This window comes from Variovorax sp. J22G73, from assembly GCF_030317035.1.
Classification (GTDB): domain Bacteria; phylum Pseudomonadota; class Gammaproteobacteria; order Burkholderiales; family Burkholderiaceae_C; genus Variovorax.
Window position 1 is genome coordinate 385,031 of record NZ_JASZYK010000001.1, and the last position, 26,197, is coordinate 411,227.

Here is a 26,197-nt window from a genome sequence, read left to right on the forward strand (position 1 = left end):
CAGGGTGCCTCAGGGCCGCCCGAGAAAGATCTCCTGGATCACGTCGCGGTAGCTCGCCAGTTCGGCGCTGCGTGCCGTGGCCGCCGCGCCGCGCAGGTCGGTGCTGCGCGTGTTGGTCGCCACCTCCACCGTGATGACGCTCATCGACGGGCGGTCGGTCGCGCGGCCTTCGGTGATGTCCTGCGGCCCCCAGCCGCCCAGCGAGGTGCCGCCCGGAATCGCGCCGCTCCAGCCCGTGGTCGGCGTGCCGCCCAGGTGGTTGCCCTGCACACCGCGGCCGAAACCGCGCCGCGCCATGTCGCCGGCCATCGCGAGCGCCAGCGCCTGGTCGCTCGCGGTGCGCGCCGACGCGGCCGCCTGCAGCGCGGCGGCCGCGGCGGGGTCGGCCGCCCGTGCCAGCGCGCCGGCCGACACCGTGTGCGCGTCGCTGAAGATGCCCGCCGCATCGCGCGTGGTCGAGCCGTGCACGCTGGCGATGCGGCTGGGCCGGAAGCGCTCGATGAGCCGCATCAGCGCGATGTTTTCCGGCAGCACCGCACGCGCCGGCGAGCCCGCGTCCATCGGCGTCGCACTGCCCCCGGGGGTGGCCGCGTCCAGCCCCTGGCCGGGGCTCGGAAAGTTGCGGTTGGTCGGCGTGGCGCGTTCGCGCGTGCGCGTGGCCGCGTTGTCCGGGAAGAGCACGGGCACGACGATCACCGTGTAGTAGGGCCGCAGCAGCGCGTTCTGCAGCGTCTGGATGAGCATCTGCGCCACCTCGATGCCGCCTTGCTCCGAACCGTGCACGCCCGCGATGACCAGCGCGCGTTCGTCGCTGGTGCCGGGAAAAAAGAAGGCATCGACCGAGCGCCCGCCCGACGTGGTGAGCAACGACGCCGCGATGCCGCCGCGCTCCTCGGCCCAGCCGTGGTCGCGCTGCCGGCGCCGCCGCTCGTCGAGGTCGGCGGTGGGCCACAGGGGCTCGGGGCCGTTGCGCGCGATGGCCTGCGCGAGCCACAGGTCGTCGGAGCCGGCGGGGAAGATGCGCGCGAGCACCGCGTCGAGGTCCGGGTCGGTCACCGGCCGGCCCTGCGCGCGCAAGGCATCGAACACCCGGCCCTTGTCGGCGGCGGACAGCCAGATGGCGTCCACGCTGTCGGAGAGCGGGCTGGCCAGCAGCGCATCGGGCGCGGGGCGGTGCGTGATGCGCGCCGGGCCGAGGCCGAAGGCCAGTTGCACGGCGGCGCGGTCGGCTTCCTTTTCGGCTGCGAAGTCGTTGCTGTGACGGGCCATGCGGTCGGGGGTGTGACCGGCCGCATCGTCCGGGCGCTCGCCCGCGCCGCGCATCTGCGCCACGTGCGCGACTTCGTGCGCCAGCAGAAAGCGTTCGCCGATGCGCCGCGCGGACGGCATGGGCCCGCCGAGCACGATGGCGTCGGCCGTCGCGAAGGCGCGCGCGCCCACGTCATGCGCGGTTTGCGCGGCTTCGTTCGATGCATGCACGCGCACGGTGTCCAGCGGTTGTCCGAGTCCGCGTTCGAACGCCGTGCGAAGCGAAGACGCCAGCGGTGCGCCTGCGGTGGCCGCGCAGCGTGGGCACGAGCCGCCGCATGCGCACGCATTCGCCGCCGTCTCAGGGTGCGCTTGCGTGTCGTTGCTCGACGCGGCAGGGCGCGAGCGCGACAGCGCCTTTCCGGCCTTCGCGGCTTTTGCGCCCTGCCGCTTCGGCACCGGCGCTGTGCGCCCCTTAGCGGAACTCAAGCTGAAAGCTCTCCGCTGCGGGACGCGGCGCGCCGTCGGCGTGCGGCGCCGCTTGCCCGTCGGCCCACAGCCAGCGCGCCGGAAAGTGCAGCCGCAGCGTGTGCGGCGCGCGCTGGTCGGTGCGCAGGCCCAGCAGCACCCACAGGTCGCAGGGCGCGGCCGTGCCGTTGGGGTTTTCGACGTGCGCGATGTGCAGGTCGATCGACCACGCCTCGCCGACCGCGTCCACCCGCACCGGCGTGGCCGTGTCGGTGGTGAAGAATTCGCCCGGCACGCGCGCCACCAGCCAGCCGCCGTGCAGCGAGGCGGCCGACATCGGCACCGACGGCGTGAGCCCGACGAAGCTGCTGCCGGCCAGCGTGGCGGGCAGTTGCGCTCCCGACACCACGCGCACGCGGGTCTCGTGCGCGCCGGAGGCCGGGCGCAGCAGCGCGAGCAGGTCCACCGCCAGCCGCGCGGCCGGCGGCTGCACGCGCCCGTGGCTGTCGATGACTTGCAGCGCGTCCAGCGGAGAGGTGAAGGTGATGTCCGTCATGCTGCGCGCCCTCGTCAAGCCACCCGCGTGTCGCCGCCCGGCACCGGGAAGTCGCCCACCGGGCAATCGGGAAAGTCGGGCCCGGCCACGAAGTCGTAGCCGGCGGTCGTGCGGTCGGTGCGCAGCGTGCGCGCGAACGCCTGCGACGGAAAGGAGCGGCAGTCGGGCGCCACCGCCACCATCGGGTCGAAGGCGTGCGTGGTGCCGTTGTAGGCCCGCGTGAAGCCGTAGGTGACGCAGCCCAGCACCCGGTCGGGCGCGTTGTCCTTCACGCACGACACGCAGGTCTCGGCCGTCCAGCTCAGGCTGGTGGTGCCCAGCATGGCGGGCGTGCGGTACGGAATGTCGTAGATCGACTCCGTGCTGCTCACGCGCTCGCCCGCGTCGGGCAGCGGAAAGCCCCGCGGTATCTCGTGCTCGCCCTGGCCCGCCAGGTAGGGGCCCGAGGGCGTGCCGTAGAAGGGCTGCGCGCTGTTCGGGTCGTTGTCGACGAAGTCGTTGCGCCCGCGCGCGTCGTACGGGTGCGTGCTGTTGATGATCTGGATCATGTGGAAGCCGTCGCAGTGGCAGCCGTCGGCGGCGGCCGGCTGGTTCGTGTCGGCCATGAAATGCAGCTCCGCCGCGATGCCCGAGGCCAGGTCGCTGCCGGCCGCCGCGAAGCCGCGGCGCACATCGGTGAAGGCCAGCGGCATCGCGTGCAGCGTGCCCAGGTGCTGGAAGCAGCAAGAGATGGGGCACGACACGGCCGCGCGCCGCTGCGTGGGCGAGGGCGGGCCGATGAAGTCGGCGGGCAGCACCTGGATGGTCGGCGCGCGCTGCAGCGCCGACGTGCCGAAGCCCCCCGCGCCGCGCGATTGCTGCACCACGTGCGCCAGCTCGTGCGCCAGCAGGCGCCGGCCTTCGGCGCGGCCCGGTGCGTACTCGCCGGGGCCGAACACGATGTGCTCGCCCACCGTGTACGCGCGCGCATCGACGCCGGCCGCGCTGCGTGCCGCGTCGGCGCCGGTGTGCACGCGCACCGCGCCGAAGTCGTGCCCGAAGCCCGCTTCCATGAAGCGGCGCGTGGCGGCGTCGAGCGGGCGCGAGGCGGAGCGCAGGCCGCCGGTGTCGAGGCCCGCGGGGGCGCGCGGCGCTGATGTGCCACGCGGCGCGCGCTGCAGGCCGGTGCCGCGTTCGGCGGCACTCGTCGCACGGGTCGCACCGGTCGCGTGGCCGCCCGCGACGATGCGCGCGGCGATGGCATCGGCCTCGCGCTCGTGCGCGTCGCCGGGCTGGCTCAGCGCCGGACCCTGGGGCGCGGCCTTCGCGCGGCAGCGTGGGCAACCGCCGCCGCAGGCGCAGGCACTTGCGGTGCGCGACGGTGCGGCCCCGTGCGCGGATGCCTGCACGGACGCCGATGCATGCGGCCGACCCGCCGGCAGACGGTACTCGCGGCGTTCCACCTGCGTGCGCACAGGCGCGGCGCGATGCCTTGCCGAGGGCCGGGTGGCCGGCTTCGCGCGGGGCTGGAGGTCTGGCATGGCGAGGCTCCTTCATCCGTCATCGATCGTTGCGCGGCCCGCTGTCGCGGCGCGCCCTCAGGGCTTGGACGCATCCCAGGCAAAGTGCGCATACGAGTCGGCGTTGTTCATCGCGTCGCTCACCGACATCTTTGCGTACTTGGCGCTCTCCCATTCGTAGGCGTTGTCGTCGCAGCCCACCACGTCGTGCGCCAGTTCGTGGATCACCGTGCTGGCCTGCAGGTCGGGCGCAGAGCCGAACCAGTAGGGGCACACGTGCAGGTCGCTCCACACCGAGTACACATAGGCCAGCACGTTCTTGTCGCACGAACTCTCGCACTGGAAGTCGATGGACTGCTTGATCGCGGTGTTCAGCTTCTTGAACCGTTCGAGGATTTTCGCGATGTCCTTGTCGTAGGTTGTGTGGAAGTGTGTGGTGAGCAGCGCCGACACCCGCGCCGGCAGCGGGCTCGGCAGCGCGCCCAGCCCGGTCACCACGTTGCCCAGCCAGCTGGCGCCCAGCGTCTGCGCCGCGTTGGCCACCGGCTTCCAGTTGGCGGGGCAGTCGTCGAAGCGGTTGGCCGTGCCGGCGGGGCCGTGCACCACGCCGTTCTTTCGCTCGCCGGCTTCCTTCTTCGCGCCGCAGCGCGGGCAGCTGCCGCCGCATGCGCAGGAGGTCGGCGGCGAGGAAGAAGGGGCAGGGCCCGCGCGCGCTTCGCTGCGCGCGGCCTGCGGCGCATGCCGGCGTGCATGCCGCTCGTTGCCGAAGCGCGAGACCGACTGGAAGACCGACATGGCGTGCTCCTTGTGCGGTTCGCCCGAGACGAGTTAAGGGGTGCAGGCGTCCAGGGTTTCACGGGTTCTTTTTCGGCGCCCGCTTGCGCGCCGTCTTCACCGGCCCGGGCTGCGAGGCCAGCAGCCGCTTGGCGCGCTCGATGAGCGTGGTGGCGAGCTGCTTGTCGCCCAGCGCATCGGCCAGCTTGGCCGGCGCGATCTCCAGCACGCCCTCGACATCGCGCACGCCTGCTTCGTTGAGCCGCTTGCGGGTGGCCGCGTCGATGTCGAGCTTGTCGAGCGGGGTGCGCACGGTGTCGGAGGGTGGCGCCGGCGGTTGCGGCGCAGGCGGTGTCGGGGCCGGAGGCGTGGGCGCTGGCGGTGCCGGTGGCGTGGCTGGCGTGGCCGGCGTGGTGCGCGTCCCGAAGATCACCGTGCCGTCCAGCGCCACCGACTTCGGCACGATGCGCACCGGCCCGGTCAGCGTCACCTGCACGTTCGCACCCGGCGCGAGCCGCACCGGCTCCTTGCTGCGCACGATCTCCTGCTTGCCGGCCGCGTCGGTCACGCGCAGGAACAGGTCGCCTTCCTTCTGCAGCACGGCCGTCTGCTTCGGGTCGTACACGGCCGAGAAGGCGCCCGCCTCGTCGGTGGTGCCGACCACTTCGATCTGCGTGCCGTTGCCGCGCAGCAGCCCGACCACGTAGCCCTGCTGGCCCTGGCCGCGCGCGTTCACGAAGCGCCCGCCCAGCGCGGAGCCGCCCTCCACCGGGGCGGCCACCTGCACCGTCGCCACCTCGGCGCTGCTGGCGATGAGCTGCGCGGTCTGCGCGCCCGCATCGGCCTGCGAGCGCAGCGCCTGCGCCATCGGGTGGTCGGCGCCCAGCTTCACCGCGAGGCGCTGCGCCTCGTAGCTGTAGGCCTGCGTGGTCGCCACGTGCGTCTCGTTGGCCACGGCCATGGAGCGCGCCGCGTACTGTCGCGAGAGCCCGGCCATCTCGGCCGTGGTGAAGGCGTTGTCGGGCAGCGCGCCGCCCAGCTCGCGCGCATTGGCCGAGAGCGACTGCGTGGCGAACTGCGACAGCCCCGCCGCGTTGCCGAAGGTGCGGTCGCAGAAGGCCGCGTCCAGCACCTGGTTGGCCGTGTCGATGGTCGGCAGCGGGTTGGCGCCCACGCGCGCGGGCCGTGCCACGATGCAGTGGTCGGCCTGGTTGAGCGTGGTGATGTTGGTGCGAAAGCCCTGCGTGAGCGCCGAGATGGTGTGGTTCGCGTCCTCGCGAAAACGCGAGCCCGTGACGCGCACCGTGTCGCCCATCAGCACCGCATTGGCCAGGAAGGGCTCGCGCCTGAACACCGACGCGGTGTTGGCCGAATAGCCCAGGTCGTCGAAGCACAGCAGCGCCTGCGACACCAGCGAGCGGTTCACGCTGCCCAGGCGCACGTAGTTGTCGTCGAACAGCGTCTCGCCGCCCGGCAGCACCGCCTCGGCGCGCGCCGCGTAGGCATTGGCGTTGTCGAAGTACTTGCCCAGCGTGCGCGCCAGCAGCCGGTGGATGCCGCCCAGGTTGAACAGCAGCACGCCGCCCACCACCGTGTCGAGCAGGCCGAAGCGCCCGCTGAACTCGCTGTTCAGGTGGTTGTTGGCGACGGACACCGGCCCGAAGGCATAGGCCGTGAGCGCGCGACCCGCCGGCTGGTCCACCCGGTTGTCGTGCACGCGCAAGGCCGGCTTGCGCCCGGTGGCGGTCGAGGCCTGCGAGGTCAGCGCGCCCGCGAAGCGAACGTAGAAGCCGCCGCGCAGCCCGGCGCGCCGGTTGTCGTCGGCCGCGGTGCCCACGGGGCCGTTCGCGGCCAGCACGTTGTCGGTCATTTCGAGGTCGTTGCCGTAGCCGACGAACACGCCGCACACCGGGTCGATCAGGCTGGCCCCGTTTTCGTACACGTGGTTGCCGCTGAGCACCGCCGATTCCACGATGGCCAGCGACACGCCGCCGCGGCCGATGCTCTGCGCGTCTTTCACCATCGGGTCGGTGAACGGGTTGCGCAGGTTGTGGTGCAGCCGGTTGGCCAGCACCACCAGGTCGCGCACCGGGTCGGTGGCGCGCAGCAGCGGCGTGAGCCCCAGGTTGAGGATGGCCGCGTCGATGTACGCCAGCAGCGCGCCCTTGGGGTCGTTGGCCGGAATGGCCGGCGTCTTGGCGGCCAGCGTGGCGCCGTCGCGCAGCGCGAAGCCGATGCCCGACAGGCCCATCATCGACACGTCGTTGCCCTCGATGCCGATCTCGTGCAGGAAGCCGCGCTTGGCCGCGGCCACGTCCACCGCGCGCGGCGCGACCGTGACCGCGTTCACCAGCACCCCGTCGGCGTCGCGCGCCTCGGCCACGCGCAGCACGCGGTACTGCGGCGACACGTCCAGCGTGTAGGCGCCGGCGGCGGTCTTCACGCTGGCCATGCCCTGGGCGTCGCTGCGGTCGGTGGCGGTGGTGTCGGCCTCGAGGTACACGTCGACATCGGGCACGGGCTTGCCCTTCTCGTCCTGCACCAGCGCGAGGAACTGGCCGTTGGCCGTCACGTTCACGGCGGCGCCCGGCGCATCGGGGGCGGCTGCCGCTGCAGCGGTCGCGAAGGACGCCGTGGAGAGCGACGCGCTCAGGCTCCCACCGGTCACATTGCCCGGGTTCGCGCGCTCGATGATCACCGGCGGCGGCGGGTCGATGTCGCCCCCCAGCGTGATGCCGTTGCCGCCGCCGCCCACGATGCGGTTCTGCACGATGCGCACGCGCTCCGAGCCCTGGCGCACATGGATGCCGCCGAAGGCGCGGTACGGCTGCCGGGGCACCAGCTTCACCAGCGCGAAGGCCCACACCTTGAACGCATAGAGCAGCACCAGCTTCGGAAACCTGTAGATCACCTGCGGCCGCGCGCAGGGGTCGGCAGGGTCGCGCGTGGGGTCGTCGTCGGGCGTGTCGGGGTCGTCGGGCGTGTCGTCCACAAAGGGCAGCAGCACCAGCGTGTTGCGCTCGATGAGCACGTCGTCGGCGTTGATGGAAATGGTGGCGCGCCCGTCCACCGTGTCGAGCAGGTGCAGCCGGTTGTCGTCGATCTTCAGCTCGGCCGCCTGCGTGGCGCGAATGGCGTTGGTGCGCGCGATGACGCGGCAGCCGTGCACCCGCAGGTCGCGGCAGCTGCCCTCGGCCGTGCCTTCGATGGCGATGGCGATGCCGTCGTAGGTGACCAGGTCGAGCTCGCGCACCTCGATGCCGTCGCAATCGGTGAACGACAGGATGGGCTGGGTGCGCGTGTCGGTGCGCGGCAGCACGATGGAGCGGCGCGCGCAGCCGTGGACCACCACGTTGCGCCGGCCCGTGAGCGCGAGGTTGGCGCGGTGCAGCCCGGGCAGCAGGCACAGCTCGCCGCCGGCCAGCGGCAGGTGGCGCGCGGCTTCTTCCAGCGCGTTGAAGTCGCCGAAGCTGGACACGCCGTCGCCCACCAGGAAGGTGCAGCAGATCTTCTGGTTGGTGAGGGGGCGAAAGCGCTTGCGGCAGTCTTCGATGGCGCCCGAGATGTCGGTGTTGCGCCGGCCCGTCCAGTCGATTTCGGCGAGCGCCACGCGGTGGTAGACGATGCCCGTGGGCGGCGCGTCGTCCACCAGCACGGCGGGGTTGGCGATTTCGCCCGCGCGCACGGCAAAGGTCCAGTAGTCGCCGGGGCGATAGTTGCCCGCGCCCGGTGCGTCGAACTGCAGGCGGATGCCGTCGCGCAGCTCGACCGGGTCGACCGCGTTGGTGAAGGCGGCCACATCGGCGATGCCGTTCCACAGCCGGAAGAACACCGAATCGGTGGTCGAGGGCAAGGCGCCGAACACCGGTGGCACGGCCAGCTCCAGGTCGTGGTCGGTGGTGAGCGTGGCCATGGCGCCATAGCTCGGCTGCCACGCGCCGATGGCCTCGTCGTACTGCAGCGCCTCCAGGTAGAAGGCATTCAGGCCCGAGTGGATGACCGCCGCGCGGCCCGCGTCCAGCGTCACGCGCGGCGGGTTCACCGTGGCGTCGAAGCGCCCGCGCGCGGCGAGCCCGCCGTTCCACTGCGACCACTTGAAGCGCGCCGTGCCCTGGCTGGTTTCGGCGATCTCGATGCGGTACAGGTTGTGCTCGAAGCCCGTGTACCCGCCGCCGCCCACCACCGGGCAGTCGCCCGCGATGGCGATCACCGGCGCCAGCGACGCGGTGAGCCGGCCCTTGGCCGACAGGTCGTCGCGCAGCTTGGCGCGAATGGTGTCGCAGTCTTCGTCCGCGCCCAGCCGCAGCAGGCGGATGCGGTAGTTGACGTAGGCGCGCTCGGTGGTGTCGGGCCCGCCGAGCGCGGGCTCGATCAGGCGCTCCGGGTACTGGAAGCCGTGCAGCGACTCTTCGGACACCTCGAGGATCACCGCGTCGCGCACGCCGTCGTCGATGCTGTCGGGCGTGGGCAACGGGCTGGAGGGCAGCGGGCTGGAAAGTGGCGGGCCGAAGTAGGTGGCCGTGCGCTCGACCAGCGCCGCCGGGTCGGCCGCCGCGCCGGCCAGCCGCGCGAGGATGCCGTCGGCCCACGCGCGCCCGGGGTGCAGCTGCACATGCACCTGCCCGTTCACCACCGCGGCCGACTGCACCTTGAAGCCGTCGGCCTCGTCGGCCGGCACCGCGCACACGCCCGCGCCGATGACGTCGCGCCCGGCCTGCGCCTGCCAGCCCAGCTCGAGCAGCTGGCCGTCGGTGAAGTCGGTGTCCAGCGACACGCGGCCCTGCTGGTGCAGCACCCCGTTGACGTTGCGCAGCACGCCGTTGGCGGCGGGCGCCACGCCGCGCTCGTGCGCATGCGGATCGAAGTCGAGGTTGGAGAAATCGCCTTGCATCACAGCCCCCTCTTTGTCATGTCACAGGCACGACGAGCGGCCGCACGCCGACCGGCATGAACTCGCGCAACCGCACCTGCAGGTTGGTCCACTTGTGCGCCTCCAGCAGAAAGCCGAAGGCGCCCATCGCGTCGTCGTCGGGGCCGCGCGTGCGAATGCGCACGTCGCTGCCGCGCGCCAGCTGCGCATAGCCCGGGTCGCCGAAGCGCTCGGCGGTGAAGGCCAGGCGCGCATCGCCCGCGTGCAGGCAGAAGTGGTTGGGCGGCAGGCGGTTCGCGCCTGCGCTGAACCAGCTCCACTTGATGCAGCCGTGCTGGTTGTCGAGCACCTCGAAGCGCTGCGCGAACAGGCCACCCGCGCCGCCCACCGCGCTGGTGCGCACGGGGCCGAACACCGTGACGCCCTGGAACTGCAGCGGCGCGGCCCAGGCGTTGCCAGGGTCGGTGGCGGCGCCGATGGCGAAGGTGCCGTTCGGTACATCGTCCACGCCAAGCCCTGCGTCTACAACGCTGTCGGCGATGTCCAGCCGGTAGCGGTCGTCCACCGCGATGGCCCCCACGACCGAACGCTGCACCACGATGTCGGGCGTCGGCACGAAGGCGTCGCGGTCGGCGGCCTGCGCGAAGCCGTAGCCGTTTTCCAGATGCAGCGCGGGCGTCATCGGCGCGCGGCTGTCGTCGCGCAGCGCGTGGCCGCCGGGGTCCAGCGTGCAGCCGATGATTTCCAGCCGCGCGAGGGCGGCACGCGCGATGAGCGCGCTGCCCGCCGCAAAGCCTGCGCCGGGCGCGAGGTGCAGGCCTTCGAGCCGCACGGCGGGCGCGTCCAGCGTCGCGTCCACCGCGTCGACGGGCCTGAAACCCAGCGGTCGCGCGAGCAGCACCACGGGCCGCTGCCCGTCGGCAGCGCGCACGGTGAGCGAATGCGCGAGCCGCACCGACACGCCGCCGTCGATGGCCGTGCCTGCGAGCGCGCCGATGTCCAGCGTGTGCACGCCGCTGTCCTGCAGCTCGATGACGACCGGCTGCGTGGCGGTGGCCAGGTTGTCCATCTGCGCCTGCAGCGGCGTGCCGCCGGGCAATGCGCTGGCTTCGCGCACCTCGACGCCGTCGCGCTCGAACGGGCGGCGCACCACCGGCTGTGCGCCCACCGGGCCGGGGCTCGCGTAGGTGAAGCTGGCGTACAAGCGCGCCTCCGTGCCCGTGACCAGCGCATCGCGCTGCGCCGCGGTGCCCACGCCGACCAGCACGCGGCCGATGTCGGGGTCGATGACGACCTCGCCGTCGGCGACCGGCTGGCGCAGGCCGGTTTCCCAGGCACAGAGGTTGTCGCCGCGAAAGCGCCACGCGGTCGCGGCGAACAGTGCCTGCGATGACTGCGGCAGGAACAGGTTCAGCCCGACGTTCGCCAGGTCGAGCCCGGTGGGCGGGGCGGCGGTGTCGTCGAAGAAGTCGATGTGCACATAGGCCTCGGGGTGGCCGGCCTGCGCGCCGGTGGTACTGGTGGCCCCGGTCGTGATGCGCGCGTCGAGCATGGGGCCGGGCACGGCGTCGGGCTGCGTGAGGGGCGCGACCACGCCGCCGGAGGCGCTCAGGTCGAGGTCGGCGGGCCGCGCGATGTTGAAGAGCCGCACCGGCCGGTCCAGCGGGTGCAGGTCCAGCCGTATCGCGAAGCGCGCGAGCGGCGCGGGCTGCGCGCCCAGGTCGCTCGTGCCCTTCACCAGCGGCGGCAGCGCAGGCCACTGCCAGGCGGAGAGCCGCCACAGGAAGATCGCGAGGTTCGGCAGGTTGACGTGGCGCACGTCGTCCACCGCCGGCTTCACGTCGGCGCTGTACGCGAAGGTGTCGAAGGGCGTGCCCAGCAGGGCGAGCGAGGCCGGGTCGCGAACGGGGGCGGTGCCGCCGCGCGGGACCATGAAGCGCGTGATGCCGTCTCCGCCCCACGGCGGCAGTCCGCCGGCGTCGGGGCGCTGGTGGTTCAGGTGCTGGCGCCAGCCCAGGTTCTCGCGCAGTTCCACGCCGCGGCAGGCCCAGCCCGTGAGGTCGGCCGCGAGCCGCTCGATGGCGCCCAGCGTGCCCTTGCGGCGGCGCAGCGCGATGGTGTCGGCCACGTCGGCGCGCAGCGTGCGCGGCTCGCCCTTCAGGTGCGTGGTGCCCAGCAGGTCGCCCAGGTAGGGCACGACCCAGTCTTCGCAGGTGTCGATGAAGAGGTTGTCGTAGAGCCGGCCGATGTCGTCGTGCAGCGCGCCGAAGGCCTCCTCGATGGCGCCGAGGTAGGCGCGCAGCGGGTAGGCGGGAGACTGCTCCGAGTCGCGCGTGCGGTAGATCTCGGGGAGGCGGTCGAAGAGGGGGACGGTGGGGGTGCTCATGCGGGCGCTCCCAGTTGTTTTCTTTCTCGCTCGCCTTTTGGGGGAGGGTTGGGGTGGGGGCACGCGGCGTGTCCATCGGGCGCTCTGGCTGCCCCCATCCCGGCCTTCCCCCAAAGGGGGAAGGAGCAATGCGAGACCGTCGTGGGTTTCGTGTTCATGCGCATTCCCCTGCCGACGGCTCGACCGCCGGTGTCAGCGTGAGGTGCGCCGGCAGCAGCTGCAGCAGCTCGCGCGGCGTGCAGGGCAGCAGCGCGGCCATCGGGCGCGGCGGGTTCGGCAGCGCCAGCGTCGCCGTGTCCGTCACCCCCGCGGCAAAGCGCCCCATCGCGCTCACGCGGCACCACAGCACGCCGGGCACGTTCTGCAGCCGGCCCTCGATGCGGCTCGCGTACTCGCGCTCGCCCAGCCGGCGCGCGCGCAGGCCGAAGAGCCCGGTGCGCTCGTGGTCCGCATCGCCGGCCAGGCCCATGGCCGCGCGCAATGCCGCGGCCACGTCCTCCGCCCGGTACGTCGGGTCGCGCGCGTAGCTCACGTCGACGAACACGTAGCGCAGCAAGGCCTGCTGCACGATCACCGGAAAGCGGTCGGGGCCGCGGCAGCGCTGCGCGTGCGCGAGCGTGGCGCGCACGTCCGCGAACTCGGCCTCGCGCCCGGCCTCCAGCAGCACCCGGAGAATCACCGCGGGCACGCCCTGGTACAGGTCCCACGCCGCGGTGGCGGTCGTCACGCCGGGCACCGACAGCGTCTCGGTCTCGAAGTCGCGCAGGCTCACGAGGCGGCCCAGGCTCTGCACCTTGCCGGGTGCGGCCTCGCGCGCCTTCTCCAGGTCTTCGGGGTCGGCGCCGCCCGACACGATGCCCGCCAGCGACACTTTGTCGAAGCCCTCGGGCCGCTCGCTCGACGAAGGCGTGGCTCCGGGCTTGACCGGCCCGCGCGCACCGGTGCCGCTGCGGTAGCGCGCCACCACGTTCTTCATGCCCGAAGGCAGGCGCGCGCCCGTCTCGCCGTCGCCGAACTGCACGAAGCTGCGGCCCTCGGCGTCTTCGCGCACGATGTAGATCTCTTCCTGCGGGCCGCGGCCGAAGAAGGCATCGACCCGCGTCCACAGGCGCCCGCCCACCCACACGTCGAGGAACGGCGTTTGCGGCGGCACCGCGCCGTTCGACAGCCAGTAGGTCAGCGGCGACTTGGGCAGCACGAAGGTCTGCAGCGCCTGGCGCGCGTCGCCGTTGCCCAGCACCGCGTCGGCCTCCTGCTTGCCCTGCGTGGCATCGGCCAGGTTGCCGAACACGGTGACGGCCGGCGTGGCCTCGTCGAAGTCGGCGCGCGTGAAGGGCGCAGGCGCGCGGTCGAAAGACAGCGGCCACATGCGCGCAACGTTTTGTGCAGGTGGCACCGGTGCGGAGAAGTCCGCGGGCACGTTCGTGCAGGTCAGCTCCACGCTGCGCCCGTCGGCATGCGACAGGTACAGCTTGCGCCCCGCCAGCGCGCCGGCCTGCGCGGCGCTGCCGTAGAAACTCAACGCTTGCGTGCCGTTGGCGAAGGCCGAACCGTCGAAGGTGGCCAGCGGGCGCAGCTGCAGCATCGGCCCCCTGGTTTCGTGCAGCCGCAAGGTGCGCAGGTCGGCCAGCGCCTGGAAGGTGGGGAAGGCCGATGTCCAGTCGGGCGCGAAGGCGCGGTCCAGCCGCACGAAACTGGCGGGCATGTTCAGGTTGCCCCAGCGCGCGGGCTGCGAGCGCACGGTGGCGATGGTGCGCGTCACCGCGATGGGGAAGCCCACCGTGCCGGTGACGAGCGCGGTGCCGCCGGCGGCCAGGTCGTGCACCTCCTGCTCCAGCGGAAAGGTCTGCGCATCGAGCGCCATGTAGGGGCTCGCGTAGGCCACGGTCGACTTGCTGCCGCGCGTGAAGGGCGTGTTGCTCACCGTGGTGACGGGCGCGCTGCCGCCGCTGCTCTCCACGAACTGCGGCGGCGCGCTCGCGCCGAAGTGCCTGAAGCTGCGCCCCAGCAGGAAGGCCCGGCAGTGCGTGAACCAGCCGTGCGTGAAGTTGCCGGCCAGCGTGAGCACCACGCGCCCGAGCTGGCGCTCGACCTTCTCCACCACCACGATTTCTTCGTAGCTCTGGTTCAGCGTCCACCCCAGCGCCAGCTGGAACTGCAGGCCCAGCAGGTTCTCCTCGGGTACCAACACCAGCCGGTCGCCCTTCTTCAGTTCCACCGCCTCGAGCGAGGCCGAGTCGCCCGCGCCGCCCACCGTGGCCAGCTCCACGCGCGCCTGCCCCGCGCCGATGACCCAGCCGTACTGCCGCTGCCGGTACAGGTTGAAGCGCCCCAGGTGCGGCCACGCGACCAGCTCGTCCACCGTCTGAAAGTCCGCCGGCGCGCTCACGTCGCGCAGGTCGGCCTTCACCGGAAAACCCGCGCGAACCGTCACCGGCTGCGTGCCGCGCACCTCGAAGGCGAAGGTCGCGCGCCCGCCGATGCCGGGCGCGAGCCGGTAGCCGGTGAGCCGCACCAGGTCGCTCACGCTGGTGCGCCATGCGGCGGTGCGCAGGAAGGCCTCGTTGGCGTAGTGCTCCTGGTAGAAGCTCAGGATGTCGCCGAGCACGGCCGCGCCCTGCATGAGCGCGATGGCCGGGTCGTCGGGGTCGCGGTGCGTCCATTCGGCGAGCTCGGGCGCGGCGTCGATGCGGCGCGTCATGGCCTCGACGAAGTCGGGGTAGCGGCCGATGCGCCACGCCATGCGCGGCAGGCCCGGCCGGTTGAAGGGCAGCCGCGGAAAGCGGAAGCCGTCAGTAATGAGCGCATCGCAGGCCATCGCTATTGCCTCCCGCCCTGCACGTCGATGCGCACCAGGCCGCGTTCGAGGTGGTCGGGGTCGTTGGCGCACAGCACCACCTCGTCGAACCCCATCTCCAGCACCTCGGTGCCGGGCAGCCCCGGCGTGGGCGCGTCGAAGCGCTTCATCACGATGGACACCAGGTGCGCCACGCCCGCCACGCCGTGCACCCGCCCTTCGATGGCGCTGCGGTGCAGGTCCTGCCCGAAGGTCCAGGCGTCGGGGTGGAAGAAGCCGGGCCGGCCGGCGGCGGTGTAGCCGTCGGAGAACGCCTGCTCCAGCACGAAGCGCAGGTCTTCGACCCACTGGTCGGGCTGCGCGCACACCACGATGCGCAGCTCGATGGGGATGTAGTGCGGCGGGCGCAGCTCCAGGTCTTCGCCGATGAGGCGCACGGCCTCCAGGTGCGCGGCCACGTCGGCGCGCAGGGCCTCGTCGAGCGTGGTGCTGCCGGCGGGGTCGATCACCACGCGCACGGTCCGCCAGCTGCCGGTCCAGGCGTAGCGGGCCACGGCGCGGGACACGCGCGGCACCTCTTCGGCGCGGCGCACGTAGTCGGCCAGCGTCACCGCGCGCAACTGGCGCGCGCGGTAGGCCTCGGGCGCGTTGCGGCGGATGCGCTCGGGTGTCTCGGGGTCGCGGCCGTCGGTCACGTCGAAAGGGTTCCAGGCGTCGGTGAAGGCGCCTTCGAGCGCGCCGGAAAGCTTGGCGACGTTCACCAGCTGGTCGGCGCCGACGTTGCCCTGGTGCCCGCCGCCGATCTGGTACTGCGTGCGCAGCACCGCGCCGAAGGGCAGCAGCTGGCCGTTGATGCCGTTGCCCAGGCGCAGCGTGCTGCGTTGCCGCTCGTCGGTCTCGACCATGAAGCGGCGCCCGAACGAGGCCGAGTCGTCGCTGTGCACCAGGCTCTCGGTCTCGCTCCATGCCTGGGTCTCGATGCCGGTGAGCACGCTGACCTGCAGCGTGGAGCGCGCGGGTACTTCGCCATCCAAGGCGCCATCCACGGCGCCATCCACGGCACCGTCCATCGGCTTGGGCAGGTACGCCAGCGGCCCTTCGGGCAGCGCGGCCAGCACCCAGTCGTTCGGGTCGCCCTGGCGCTCCAGCCGCTGGTGGTAGCGGTGCTTGTGGTCGGGTGTGTCGGTGGGCAGCACCGCGCCTGCCTCGAAGAAATCGACCGCCATCGGCAGGCCTTCGTGCACCGGCACCAGGTTGCCGAAGAACAGCGAGATGTCTTCCTTCGGCACGCCGGCGCAGAAGGTGGTGAAGCTGTAGTCGAAGCGCAGCCGGTCTTCTTCGCGCCACTGCAGGCGCACCAGCCAGGTGTCGGTGACGGGGTCGTGCAGCGTCTGCGCCGCGTGGTTGCCCGCCAGCAGCCGCAGCAGCTGGCGCTTGTTGCGGTTGCGCCCCGGCGGCAGCGCGGTGAGCGGGTTGAGCTGCTCGGCGATGAGCAGCTGCGGCAGCGCGCCCGCGCGCACCAGGTCGCGCAGCGCATCGGCCTCGGCCTGGCCCGCGCCGGGCACCAGCGGCACCACGTCGGCCACGGTGCTGCCCGCGCGCAACGCAGGGTGCGCGTTGCGCCAGGTGTGCATGCGCAGCCGGTTGACCAGCGGGTCGAAGCGCTGGCGTTGCGCGCTCGGCAGGAAGCGCTCGCGGCTTGCGAAGAACACCGCGTCGTCTTCAGCGGGCGACACGCCGGTCCACACCAGCACGTCCTGGTCGTCGAGGCGAAACGGCGCCTGCCCGGCCACCACTTCGAGCGCCAGCCAGGTGCTGGCCTGGTTGCCCTCGTGCAGGTGGTAGTCCATGAGCCGCGCCTGCCGCGCCAGTGTCACGCGCTTGCGCGCCGTGGCCAGGTAGGCCTCGGCCATCACGCGGTCCTGGTAGTCGGCCAGCTCGTCGGCGGCGGCGGCGAACAGGTCGATCAGCACCTGGTCGTGGTCGGCCTCGCTGGTGCTCTTCCAGCCCGGCACGCGCTCGGCCATGGCGGTCATGAGCGTGTGGCGGAAGGAGTCGTAGTCGCGCGCCAGGTAGTCGATCTTCGGGCCGGGCGACAACGGCGGGCCGTCTTGCGGCGGCGCGCAGTCGTTGGTGAAGCAGCCGGGGCGGAACTTGAAGCCGATGGCGGAAAAGAAGGGGTCGATGCGGCTGCCGTCCCACACCAGCTCGAGCGTGTAGGTCGAGTAGTCGCCCACCGGTGCCACGCGCAGCGAAAGCCGCGTGGCGTCCACCCCCGCCACCGCCGTGACCTTGACCTGCCCGGCCGCCGCGCCCGCCGGCACGCGCGTGCCGCCCCGCACGCGAAAGATCTGCCCCGCGCGCGCGGGCGTGGCCGTGATCTCGGCCAGGATCGCGGCCACGTGCAGTTCGTTGAAGAAGCGCAGGTCCAGGTCGGCGTGGTCGGGGTCGGCACCCGGCGGCAGCGCGACCAGCACCAGCTTCATGCCGTTGAGGTTCTTGCCTGCGAGCACGTCGGCGCGGTCGTCGACCAGTTCCTGGAACACGACTTCGCTCATGACCCGGCCCTCTGGAACTTGACGATCCGCGAATCGGGACTGCCCGCAGGCCGGTACTTGATGGTGACCGACAGCATGGCGAGCCCGTCGTCCCAGTCGACCTCGATCAGCTCCACCGTGAGCCGCTGCCCGAGCCAGCGCGACAGCGCCTGCGTGATGCGCGCCTTGACCACGCCGCGCAGCACATCGGACGCGGGCTCGAACACCAGCTTGCGCAGGCCGGCGCCGAATTCGGGAAGAAAAAGCCGTTCCGCGGGGGCCGTGAGCAGCAGCTGCAGAAGCTCGTCGCGCACCTGGTCCGCATCGGACACCGGCGCGGCCGTGCGACCGTCGCGGCCGATGCGGAAGGGAAAGGCGAGATGGCGTCCGTTGGGGAGGGTGGCCATGTCAGGGACTCCCTTTTGTGTTGCTGTTCACCTGGGCACGTTGTGGGTGAACCGCGATCGACGACCGCTGCGCCCAACGACCACGACGGCGGCAAGCAGAAGAACGGATGTTCATCTCAGACCCCCGTCGCCCGCGTCTGCGTCTGCACCACGATCGCGACGCCTTGCGGTGCCTGCAGCGCGTTGTAGCAAACACCGACGCTCGACTGCAGGAGAAAACCGACGCCGTGCAGCTTGGTCTGCACCGCGCCGCAGGTCCAGCGGATGAGCAGGCACGGCATCGGGTTGGGGCCCGAGAAGAACGTGCAGCCGACCACGGGGTGCACATCGGTTTCGAGCAGCGCCGGCGCACCGTCGATCACCGCCTCGGTGTTGGTGGTGAAGAGCTGCGCCATGCCCGCGTGCGGACACATCACCGTGCTGGCCGTGGTGAGCAGCGGGATCATGGCGGCACCCCGAACGCCATCGCGCCGTTCACAAGGCTCACGCCCGCCAGGCCGACCTTGATCAACCCGTTGTTCAGCGAGATGTTCGTGCCGCTGATCTCCAGCTTGCAGGCCTGAAAGCTCAACGCGATGCCGTCGCCGCTCAGCACGATTTCCGCGCCGCCGCTGTGCACGATCTTCACCTCGTCGCTCTCGTCGTCGAGCACGATCCTGTGGCCGTTCTCCGAGACGATCACGCGCACCTTCTCGCCCTGCGGGTCGGGCCGCTGCCCGTCGGCGAACCAGCAGCCCGACCACAGCGGCAGGTCGAGGTTGCCGGCCTCGAACTCGATCCACACGCCCGAGCCCACGGCCGGCAGCATGACCATGCCGTGGCCGTCGCCCGCGAAGGGCAGCACCGGCATGGCCCAGCCGCACTCCTCGCCGTCGAGCAGGCCCGGCAGCGTGGCCTTGATGCGGCACCGGTTCTCGGGGTCGGACACATCGCTCACCAGGCCGCGGTACTTGCCGTAGTAGGTGGAACCGATACGCTCGACAACGCGCTCCAGGGTGAGTTCGGCAAGGTCGATCATGGTCAGAAGATTCCCACGCTGGCGGAGACCGAAACGCCTAGCCCACCGCCCAGTGCCTCCGCCACGGCGGCACCGGGCACCGTGCTGGTCGAGTCGGTCTGCGCTTCGAACTCCTGGGTGTAGAGCGATGGCGTGATGCGGTGCACCACGCGGGTGATGAGGTAGTCGCCGCTGTACGGCGTGGCGCCTGCGTCGACGCGCACCTTCTTGTAGGGCTTGAGCACCGCGCCGTAGCAGCCCGGCACCACGCGGCTGCGCAGGTGGTACACGTAGCCGCGCCGGCGGGCCTGGCCGCTCACCGCGGCGCTCGGGTCTTCGCGGTGGTTGTCGGCGGGGTGCAGCAGGCGCCGCGGCGTCAGGTCGGCGGGCGTGGCGGGCAGGTCGCGCATCAGGCCGAGGTCTTGCGCGCTGGTCTCGAAGGTGGTCACGCCCTGGTCGTTCACGCGCAGCACGCGCGAGCGGGTGCGCTCGGGGCCGCGCGGGTCTTCGGTGATCTCGGCGTCGGCCAGGTTGCGCTCGATGCCGATCATCACCAGCGCGGGCAGGTCGGGCGCGCCGTCCGCGGCGCCGGGGTCGGGCAGGAAGCAGCCGATGCTCTTGCCGCCTTGCTGCTCGGCGGGCAGCACATAGGCGTGCCGGCCGTTCAGCCGCGCCAGGCGGCGCAGAAAGGTCAGCACCGTGCCGCGCCGGGTGGTGGTGGCGGGCGTGCCCTGCGTCGCGGGAATGCGCGTTTCGCCGATGACCTGCGAGAAGCGCTCGAACAGGATTCGCGCCACCTCGCTGTCGCTCTTGTTCTCGAAAGGCCTCTCGGCCTCTTCGTCGCGGTCGAGGAAGGCGCTGTCGTCGCGCACCACCATGGTCGCGGTGCTGCGGCCCGGTTGCGCGTCGAGGCCCGCGTCGACGCTGGCCAGCGGCCCGTCGATCAGCGGCACGAAGCGCCCGCTGCCCAGGTCGAGCTCGATGCGCACGCGCGAAAAGGGCGTGGCCGTGTCGCCCGGCCAGTGCTGCCAGGTGCCGTTGGCGTCCAGGCACAGCGCCATGCGCACATGCGCTTCCCAGAAGGCGTCCATCTCCTGCGTGACCTCGATCTGCTCCACGCGCGCGAGTTCGTCCGCGCTCGCGGCGCGGTCACCGAACCAGAGGCGAAAGCGCATGTCGGCCATCAGCTTTTCGGCACGGCCAGCGTGTCGCCCGGAACGTCGACCAGGGTGCGCCCGTCGAGCGCGGTGTTGGCGTCGGCCACGTGCCAGAACTGGGTGGCATCGCCCTGGTTGGCCTGCGCGAACAGGTCGAGCCGGTCGTGCGCCTGCACGGTCTGCGTGTCACCCGTGACGGGCGTGAGCTTGCGCAGGCGCAGCGCGGTCACGCGCTCGCCGGTGGACGCAACGGTTTCGACGGTGGCGACGTTGGCGTAGCGGGAGTTGGCGAGGAACATGAAGGCTCCTTCTCTTTTTTCACAGCGGAATGAGGTCGGCCACCTGGTCGACGGTGTTGGCCAGGTTGGCGATGGCCTGTGCTTCCTTGGCCAGGGTGGTGAACTCCAGCGCGCCCTTGGCGAGCACGTCGTCGGAGCAGCCATCTACGGCGATCACGCTGAGCGAGATGTCGACTTCGGCGCGCAGCGGGTTGAGCACGGCGTCGTACTCCAGCTCGCCGATGGTCATGCTGTCGATGGTCACGGGCAGCACGCGCGTGAGGCCCCAGATGAAAAGAATGCGCGGGTATTTCTCGCGCGGAATGGGCTGCGCCGCGGGTGTTGCACCACCGCCCGAGATGGCACTGCCGATGGCGTCGATGGCCGCGCCCACCAAGCCCGCGAGCTTGCTGCTGGGCAGCACCATCTTCTCGAGCGCGCTGAGCTGCGGCCCGATGCCGAAGGTGCGCGCGAGCGTCTTGTCGTCGGCCAGCAGGTTGGCGGCGCTGAAGTGGGCCTTGAAGCTGATCTTCTCGAAGGTGTGCTCGCCGGCCTGGGTGGTTTCGCGCTGGGTGGCGCCGGTGGGGCGCGGCGGTATCTGCAGCACGCGCGAGAGCGACTCGGGGTTGTACTGGAAGATGACGACGTTCGGAATCGGCCCGATCAGGTCGGTGCCGTATTCGATGAGGGCGCCGCGCAGCATGGTCATGGCGTGTGCTTCCGGGTGTTGTTCTGCGGGGTGTGCGGAGTGCGTGGGGTGCTGGTGTGTCGCGCGATCTGCCGCGCGATGCGAGTGGCCAGCTCGGCGGGTTGCGGCGAGGCGGGTGTGTCGATGTGGCCTGCGTCGAGGGTGTCGATGGCGCGTGCCGTGAAATTTCTCTGTTGCAGTGCTCGTGACAGGGCAGGGCCCAGAAGCCTGGCCGCCGCGTGTGCCGTGGCCTGGTCGATGCCGCGCAAGTTCAGGTCGAGGCGGTCGATGACGATGCGCTTGGTCATGTTGTTTCCTCCGGCTGTTGTTCGGGGCGTGTGAACAGGCCGCCGGGTGTTTCCCTCCGCGAATGTCCCCCGCTTCGCTCCTCCTTTATTTCGCTGCGGGAAGCACCCGACGCCCTGTTCACCTGGGCACGCTGCCGGTGCACCGCGTCGGCGTGATCGCGCCCTGAACAGCAAAGTCCAAACCCAACGCGACAAGTAAAAGAACAAGAGTTCATGACGCGTTCCTGGGCGCAGCAACAAGCGACGCATAAGGTCCGAACTGGTCCAGGCTGTGCGCCCGCTCCAGCTTCGCGTACTCGCGGTGCACGGCGCGGATGACGGCCGGCATGCCCAACGAACGCGGAGCGCCTTCGCTCGCGCTTTGAAGGCATGCCTGGAACACGATGCCGCGGATGTGGCCGCCGGCCAATGCGAAGTTCTGGGCGAGAAAGGGCAGGTCGAGCGCGCTCGCGTCCACATCCGGTGGCATGGCGCCTTGCCAGATGCGCAGGCGCTCCGCGGGGCCGGGCAACGGCAGTTCGAGCACGAAACGCAGGCGGCGCAGGAAGGCTTCGTCCAGGTCCTTCTTGCGGTTGGTGGCCAGGATGGCCAGCCCTTTGAAACGTTCCATGCGTTCCAGCAGGTAGCTGACCTCGAGGTTGGCGTAGCGGTCGTGCGCGTCCTTTACCTCGGTGCGCTTGCCGAAGAGGGCATCGGCCTCGTCGAAGAACAGGATCACGTCGGCGGCATCGGCCGCGTCGAACAGGCGGCGCAGGTTCTTTTCTGTCTCGCCGATGTACTTGTTGACCACCTGCGACAGGTCGATGCGGTACATCGGCAGGGCGAGCTCGTGGGCGATGGCCTCGGCCGCCATCGTCTTGCCGGTGCCGGGCGGGCCGGCGAACAAGGCCGCCAGGCCGCCTTCGTTCCACGCGCGGGCCGTGCCCCACTCGTAGTGCACGCGCGTGAGGTTGCGCATGGCGGTGATGATCTCTTGCAGTTGGCGGGTCTGCTCGGCGGGCAGCATGAGTTCGTCGAGCCTGAAGCGTGGCGCGACCGGCTGCGCGAGCGCGCCCAGGTCGAGGTCGGCGCGGGCGGCTTCGTACACGGCGTGGGCGGTGGGGGTGGTGGGCACGGTGGACATGGTGGACATGGTGGGCACCCCGCCCGCGGCAGCAAGGTCGGCGCCGATGCGGCGGATGGCTTCGCGCTCGTAGCGAAAGCGCCGCGCCATCTCGGCCAGCAGGTTCGCATCGTGCACGCCGGGCAACGCGTCGCGCCAGCAGGCCAGGCGCTCGGCGTGCGTCATCGGCGGTATTTCCGTCGGCGGCATCGCGTTCGGGCCCAGGCCGCGCAGCGGCTCGCGATCGTGCAGGCCGACGAAGACGGTGAGCGGCAACGCGGGCAAGGGCGGGGGTTCGACATTCGCGTCGTGTGCGCAACCGTCCGCGAGCAGCTCGACCGGCAGGTACACCGCGCAACCGCGCAGCCAGGCGGTGACAAGAAAGGCCGGCAGGTGCTCGCGCGTGAGCGCGGGGCTGGGCTGCACGAGCTGCACATGGGCGGGGGCGCAAGCCGCCGCTGCGACTTCCGCCAACGGGGCGCCCACCGGGCCGACCAGCGGAACGACGCGCATGTGCGCGTGCGTGCCTGTCGCGAACAGGCCGTGCGGCGCGGTGACGCCGCTGCCGGGTTGCACGCGGTGCAGCGAAGACGGCGCCTCGCGGCCTGCGAACAGCAGCTCGCGCGCGACCGGTGCCGCGACCGACAGCGGCGCATGCCAGCCGGCGCCGTCGGCCGACAGCACGCCATGGCGCAGCAACGGGTGCGCCGCGTCGAAGCTGCGCAGCAGCGCGTCGGGCTCGTCCCACAGGCGCTGCGCGAGCGCGAGCGTGGGCTCGGTGCGGGCGGGGTCGCTCAGGCAGGTGGCGATCACCGGGGCGGCGGCGCTGTCGATGGCCGGCAGCAGCGCCATCGCGAGCACGAAGCGGTCGAGCGGGCTCAGCGCCAGGGCCTGCGCCAGCCAGGCGAAGGAGCCGCGCGGCGCGCCGCTGGCCATCGATGGTGCCGGTGATGGCACCGACGGCGGTGGTGCGTCGATCAGCTCGCCCAGGTGGCGCGCCGTGGCGTCTTCGGCGAAGAAGCGGCGCTTGTCGTCGGCATAGCGCAGCAGGTCGAGCGAGCCCAGCGCGCGGTCGGCAAAAGGCGGCAGCAGGCCGTCGGCGTGCACCTCGTTGTTCGCCATGCCCTGCGCCGCGCGCTCGCGCCACAGCCAGCACACCTCGCGCCGCAGCCGCAGCGTGACCTGCCGCAGCCAGTGCTGAGCGAGCCTGTCTTCGCCGCGCGCGCCGGGCAGGAAGGCCACGGCCTCGGCGTGGCGTTGCAGCGGTGTGTGGGTGGTCATCACGGCACCGTCACGTCCGGGCTGGAGCGCGCCTGCTGGCCGTTCACGCGCAGCACCACGCGGTACACGCCCGCGCCGACGGCGGCGGCCACGCCGGGCACGGTCAGGGTCTGCTGCCAGGGCGGCACGGCGGGCGCGCCGGAGGCGACGACGGTGTCGAACTGCCGCACCGCCACGCCGTTGCGCAGCAGCGCGACGATCACGTCGTCGGCGTCGGTGCCCAGCAGGTTGCCGCTGAGCGTGAGGTCGCCGCCGGCCATGGCCGCGCCGGTCAACGTGGGCAGCAGCCGCGCGGCCACGAGGTTGCTGGAGCGCGTGCGCGTGGGCGAGATGCGCCGCCGCACGGTCAGCGGGTGCTCGCCGGCCGAGATGACGGTGCCGTCGGCCACCGGCGTGACGGCGGGCGAGCCCTCGGCCTTCACCTGCAGGCGATCGGGCCGGCGCCCGGTGACGGTGAGCACCACGCCGTCGAGCACGGCCTCGAGGTCGCCGCCGTTCAGGTCGTCGCCGAACAGGGTGAGGGTGTCGCCGGCCTCGAAGGCCTCGGGCTCGACGCGCTCCAGCGTGGGGCCGAGCGTGGGCTGCACGTCGACCTGCACGCCCTCGCCGCCGATGACGGTATTCGGCGTGGTCTCGTAGTCGACACCCACCAGCAGCGAGGAGGCCGGGTCGGTGCCGGGCACGATCATCACGGGGCGCATCTCGAACGCGACCGACAGGCGGTAGCGCTCGTCGGTGCCCTGCATGATCTTCGACAGCAGCTCCACGCCCGAGTCGTCGAAGCTGAGCTTGAGCGGCTCGGGGTTGTTCTCCAGCGCCTGCGCCACGGCGGGCGCGACGGCGGCATCGAGCGCCAGGAAGTTCAGCTCGTGCAGCGCGCCCAGGCCGCGCCCGAGCAGCTCGTGCGCGTCGGCGCTGTCGCTGTCCTCGCCGCGGTCGAAGGCGGTCAGCAGGTACTTGAGCACCAGCCACAGCGGCGCGGGCTGGCCGCTGTGCAGCGAGTGGTTGCGCAGGTGCGGGTCGAAGCCGGTCTCGTAGAGAAAGAGGTTGAGCTTGGCGTTGGCGTTGTTGCCGGCCGCGTCCTCGGGCTTGCCGATGCTCACGTCGAAGCCGCGCCGGATCAGGTGGTCTTGCAGCAGCCGCGTGACCGCGCCGATGGCCCTGCCGGAGTCGACGAGTGCCATGGCGCGTCAGAGCCGGTAGAGGGCGCGGCGCGAGAGCGCCGAGCGCGGGGCAGGGGAGCGCAGCGAAGGGGCTGCGGGCGGTGGGGCCGGTGCGGCTGCGGGCACGACGCCGGTGGCCTGCGGCGCCTCGACGTGCAGGTGGATGGCGCCGATGGTGATTTCGATGGCTTCCTCGCGCGGCGCGGCGGCAGGTGATGCGCGCATGTGCCGTTCCGCGCGGGGCGCTGGCGCGCGGCGGTGAACGAGGGCGGGGGACGAGGGATAGGGCATGCCTTCGTCGTCGATGTCGCTTTGCATCGGCATGTCGGGATCGATGCCTTGCGCTTCCTGCGTCTCTTCTTCTATCTCGCTGATGTCGGCCTGCGTTTGCACGACCGTGCTTTCGGCTATCAGCATCTGGGCAGCAGAGACATCGGCGCGGCCCTGCGGGTCCGATGCGACCCAGGACACCGCGGCCTGCACGGCGGCGTGCAAAGGTGGTGGAGCGACGGCATGCGCCTCGGGTGCGGCGGGTTGGGCATCGCGCTGTTTGGGCAGGGCTTTAGCAGCAGCGGCGGCGCGTGTTCGCGGCGCTTCGGCTTCTGGCTCGGCGTGTGCGATCGCCCTGCTGGATGGCGATGGCGACACTGGCTGCTGCGGCTGCGCAACCGGGCTGCGCGACGCGGGCGACGCGGGCGCTCGCACCTCGCGCTCCGCATCGATCTCCGTCAGGTCCGCACCGTGCGAGGCATTCGCGCGCGGTGGCGCGGCAACGCCTGCCTGCCAGCCTGCCGCCCGCAGCAACGCGCCGAAGTAGGGGGTGCTCATGGCAGCGCGTCCCCGGCGTCGTTGTCGATCAGCGCGAGGTAGCGCTCGCGGCGCCGCGGCGGCACGGCCAGCGCCTGCTGTTCGGTCCAGCCGTAGCGCGAGGCCAGCCGGTGCACGTCCATCACCAGCCGTTGCTGGTGTTGCGCGAGCTTCTGCAGCGCCAGGCCTTCGAGGTCGACCGGCAGCTCGTCTTCCGCGCCGCAAGCCGGGCAGGTGCTGGCCACGCTGAAGGCCACCAGCGGGTCGTGCGCGGCAATGCCCTCGGCCAGCGCGGCGGCGTCGCCCGGTTGCAGGTCGCCGTCGATGCGCAGCGAGGCGATGACGGCGGCGATGGCGTCCGCGGAGCCGGCGTGCGGCAGCGTGGCCCAGTCGCGCAGGTCGTTGCCGGTCGGCAGGCGCAGGCTGGCCGAGCGGCCGCCGGGCAGCGCGAGGCGCAGCGGCACGTTGCTGGTGGTCGAGTTCGATGAGCCCGGTGAGTCCGGTGCCTCCGGGGCGTCTGGCGCACGTGCCGCCAGTTCGCCCAGCGGTAGCTCGATCTCGAAGCGCTCGCCGCAGTCGGGCTGCACGCAGCGCAGCACCACGCCCAGGCTGTCGGTGGCTTCGGTCAGCGCCACCAGCCGCAGCAGCGCGCCGATGCGCATGCCGACCGGGCGCGACCACCAGAAGGCCTCGCGGTCGCCAGCACGGCCCCGGTCGTCGCAGCGCTCGAGCAGCTGCGTCACCAGCGCCGGGCGGTCGGCCCGCGCGGTGGTGTCCAGCGAGGCGTCCAGCGCGATGTCCAGGGGAATGTCCAGGTCTTCGGCACGGCCGAACGCCCGCAGCGTGATCGACGGTGTCGGCATGGCGTGGCGTC

19 protein-coding genes are annotated in these 26,197 nt (G+C 71.9%); all 19 read right to left on the reverse strand.

Annotated features, from left to right (window positions below):
* Nucleotides 1–9: 9 nt before the first annotated feature.
* Nucleotides 10–1,707, reverse strand: coding sequence for an eCIS core domain-containing protein (locus tag QTI51_RS01730; protein ID WP_286513739.1), 1,698 nt, complete (start codon nucleotides 1,705–1,707; stop codon nucleotides 10–12).
* A gap of 16 nt (nucleotides 1,708–1,723) precedes the next feature.
* Complete coding sequence (locus tag QTI51_RS01735; RefSeq protein ID WP_116908445.1) at nucleotides 1,724–2,272, reverse strand: hypothetical protein; 549 nt, start codon at nucleotides 2,270–2,272, stop codon at nucleotides 1,724–1,726.
* A gap of 14 nt (nucleotides 2,273–2,286) precedes the next feature.
* Nucleotides 2,287–3,792: an eCIS core domain-containing protein gene (locus tag QTI51_RS01740; RefSeq protein ID WP_116908444.1), complete on the reverse strand. Its 1,506-nt coding sequence runs from the start codon at nucleotides 3,790–3,792 to the stop codon at nucleotides 2,287–2,289.
* 57 nt (nucleotides 3,793–3,849) lie between these two features.
* Nucleotides 3,850–4,566 (reverse strand): M35 family metallo-endopeptidase, encoded by a 717-nt coding sequence (locus tag QTI51_RS01745; RefSeq protein ID WP_116908443.1) that lies wholly within the window; start codon nucleotides 4,564–4,566, stop codon nucleotides 3,850–3,852.
* A 58-nt stretch (nucleotides 4,567–4,624) separates the two neighbouring features.
* The gene (locus QTI51_RS01750) at nucleotides 4,625–9,436 is read right to left on the reverse strand and encodes an Ig-like domain-containing protein (RefSeq protein WP_207786648.1); all 4,812 of its coding nucleotides are present in this window, start codon (nucleotides 9,434–9,436) and stop codon (nucleotides 4,625–4,627) included.
* Between the two features lie 16 nt (nucleotides 9,437–9,452).
* The gene (locus tag QTI51_RS01755; protein WP_116908442.1) at nucleotides 9,453–11,801 is read right to left on the reverse strand and encodes a phage tail protein; all 2,349 of its coding nucleotides are present in this window, start codon (nucleotides 11,799–11,801) and stop codon (nucleotides 9,453–9,455) included.
* A gap of 154 nt (nucleotides 11,802–11,955) precedes the next feature.
* The gene (locus QTI51_RS01760) at nucleotides 11,956–14,619 is read right to left on the reverse strand and encodes a baseplate J/gp47 family protein (protein WP_286513065.1); all 2,664 of its coding nucleotides are present in this window, start codon (nucleotides 14,617–14,619) and stop codon (nucleotides 11,956–11,958) included.
* A 2-nt stretch (nucleotides 14,620–14,621) separates the two neighbouring features.
* Complete coding sequence (locus tag QTI51_RS01765) at nucleotides 14,622–17,156, reverse strand: baseplate J/gp47 family protein (protein ID WP_116908440.1); 2,535 nt, start codon at nucleotides 17,154–17,156, stop codon at nucleotides 14,622–14,624.
* The gene (locus QTI51_RS01770; RefSeq protein WP_116908439.1) at nucleotides 17,153–17,542 is read right to left on the reverse strand and encodes a GPW/gp25 family protein; all 390 of its coding nucleotides are present in this window, start codon (nucleotides 17,540–17,542) and stop codon (nucleotides 17,153–17,155) included. Before QTI51_RS01770 ends, QTI51_RS01765 begins: the two co-directional genes overlap by 4 nt.
* Before the next feature lie 116 nt (nucleotides 17,543–17,658).
* Nucleotides 17,659–17,988: a hypothetical protein gene (locus QTI51_RS01775; protein WP_116908438.1), complete on the reverse strand. Its 330-nt coding sequence runs from the start codon at nucleotides 17,986–17,988 to the stop codon at nucleotides 17,659–17,661.
* Nucleotides 17,985–18,560 (reverse strand): phage baseplate assembly protein V, encoded by a 576-nt coding sequence (locus QTI51_RS01780; protein WP_116908437.1) that lies wholly within the window; start codon nucleotides 18,558–18,560, stop codon nucleotides 17,985–17,987. Before QTI51_RS01780 ends, QTI51_RS01775 begins: the two co-directional genes overlap by 4 nt.
* 2 nt (nucleotides 18,561–18,562) lie before the next feature.
* Entirely contained in the window at nucleotides 18,563–19,723 is a 1,161-nt protein-coding gene (locus tag QTI51_RS01785) for a hypothetical protein (protein WP_116908436.1), read from the reverse strand.
* Nucleotides 19,723–19,995, reverse strand: a complete 273-nt coding sequence (locus QTI51_RS01790; RefSeq protein WP_116908435.1) for a hypothetical protein — start codon at nucleotides 19,993–19,995, stop codon at nucleotides 19,723–19,725. The genes QTI51_RS01785 and QTI51_RS01790 overlap by 1 nt, the downstream gene beginning before the upstream one ends.
* Before the next feature lie 19 nt (nucleotides 19,996–20,014).
* Nucleotides 20,015–20,683 (reverse strand): hypothetical protein, encoded by a 669-nt coding sequence (locus tag QTI51_RS01795; RefSeq protein ID WP_116908434.1) that lies wholly within the window; start codon nucleotides 20,681–20,683, stop codon nucleotides 20,015–20,017.
* Nucleotides 20,680–20,970, reverse strand: a complete 291-nt coding sequence (locus tag QTI51_RS01800; RefSeq protein WP_116908433.1) for a hypothetical protein — start codon at nucleotides 20,968–20,970, stop codon at nucleotides 20,680–20,682. The genes QTI51_RS01795 and QTI51_RS01800 overlap by 4 nt, the downstream gene beginning before the upstream one ends.
* Nucleotides 20,971–21,181: 211 nt before the next feature.
* Entirely contained in the window at nucleotides 21,182–23,353 is a 2,172-nt protein-coding gene (locus tag QTI51_RS01805) for an ATP-binding protein (protein ID WP_116908432.1), read from the reverse strand.
* On the reverse strand, nucleotides 23,353–24,537 hold the full coding sequence (locus tag QTI51_RS01810) for a Pvc16 family protein (protein WP_116908431.1): 1,185 nt from the start codon (nucleotides 24,535–24,537) through the stop codon (nucleotides 23,353–23,355). The genes QTI51_RS01805 and QTI51_RS01810 overlap by 1 nt, the downstream gene beginning before the upstream one ends.
* A 6-nt stretch (nucleotides 24,538–24,543) precedes the next feature.
* On the reverse strand, nucleotides 24,544–25,344 hold the full coding sequence (locus QTI51_RS01815) for a hypothetical protein (protein WP_132748746.1): 801 nt from the start codon (nucleotides 25,342–25,344) through the stop codon (nucleotides 24,544–24,546).
* A complete protein-coding gene (locus tag QTI51_RS01820; protein WP_116908429.1) occupies nucleotides 25,341–26,186 on the reverse strand; it encodes a hypothetical protein in 846 nt (281 codons plus the stop codon). The genes QTI51_RS01815 and QTI51_RS01820 overlap by 4 nt, the downstream gene beginning before the upstream one ends.
* Between the last annotated feature and the right edge of the window lie 11 nt (nucleotides 26,187–26,197).

Coding starts and splice junctions, on each gene's coding strand:
- QTI51_RS01735 (WP_116908445.1), bottom strand. CDS start 2,272: ATGACGGACATCACCTTCACCTCTCCGCTGGACGCGCTGCAAGTCATC.
- QTI51_RS01745 (WP_116908443.1), bottom strand. CDS start 4,566: ATGTCGGTCTTCCAGTCGGTCTCGCGCTTCGGCAACGAGCGGCATGCA.
- QTI51_RS01780 (WP_116908437.1), bottom strand. CDS start 18,560: ATGATCGACCTTGCCGAACTCACCCTGGAGCGCGTTGTCGAGCGTATC.
- QTI51_RS01775 (WP_116908438.1), bottom strand. CDS start 17,988: ATGATCCCGCTGCTCACCACGGCCAGCACGGTGATGTGTCCGCACGCG.
- QTI51_RS01800 (WP_116908433.1), bottom strand. CDS start 20,970: ATGACCAAGCGCATCGTCATCGACCGCCTCGACCTGAACTTGCGCGGC.
- QTI51_RS01755 (WP_116908442.1), bottom strand. CDS start 11,801: ATGAGCACCCCCACCGTCCCCCTCTTCGACCGCCTCCCCGAGATCTAC.
- QTI51_RS01770 (WP_116908439.1), bottom strand. CDS start 17,542: ATGGCCACCCTCCCCAACGGACGCCATCTCGCCTTTCCCTTCCGCATC.
- QTI51_RS01750 (WP_207786648.1), bottom strand. CDS start 9,436: ATGCAAGGCGATTTCTCCAACCTCGACTTCGATCCGCATGCGCACGAG.
- QTI51_RS01760 (WP_286513065.1), bottom strand. CDS start 14,619: ATGGCCTGCGATGCGCTCATTACTGACGGCTTCCGCTTTCCGCGGCTG.
- QTI51_RS01765 (WP_116908440.1), bottom strand. CDS start 17,156: ATGAGCGAAGTCGTGTTCCAGGAACTGGTCGACGACCGCGCCGACGTG.
- QTI51_RS01815 (WP_132748746.1), bottom strand. CDS start 25,344: ATGAGCACCCCCTACTTCGGCGCGTTGCTGCGGGCGGCAGGCTGGCAG.
- QTI51_RS01740 (WP_116908444.1), bottom strand. CDS start 3,792: ATGCCAGACCTCCAGCCCCGCGCGAAGCCGGCCACCCGGCCCTCGGCA.
- QTI51_RS01785 (WP_116908436.1), bottom strand. CDS start 19,723: ATGGCCGACATGCGCTTTCGCCTCTGGTTCGGTGACCGCGCCGCGAGC.
- QTI51_RS01805 (WP_116908432.1), bottom strand. CDS start 23,353: ATGACCACCCACACACCGCTGCAACGCCACGCCGAGGCCGTGGCCTTC.
- QTI51_RS01820 (WP_116908429.1), bottom strand. CDS start 26,186: ATGCCGACACCGTCGATCACGCTGCGGGCGTTCGGCCGTGCCGAAGAC.
- QTI51_RS01810 (WP_116908431.1), bottom strand. CDS start 24,537: ATGGCACTCGTCGACTCCGGCAGGGCCATCGGCGCGGTCACGCGGCTG.
- QTI51_RS01790 (WP_116908435.1), bottom strand. CDS start 19,995: ATGTTCCTCGCCAACTCCCGCTACGCCAACGTCGCCACCGTCGAAACC.
- QTI51_RS01795 (WP_116908434.1), bottom strand. CDS start 20,683: ATGACCATGCTGCGCGGCGCCCTCATCGAATACGGCACCGACCTGATC.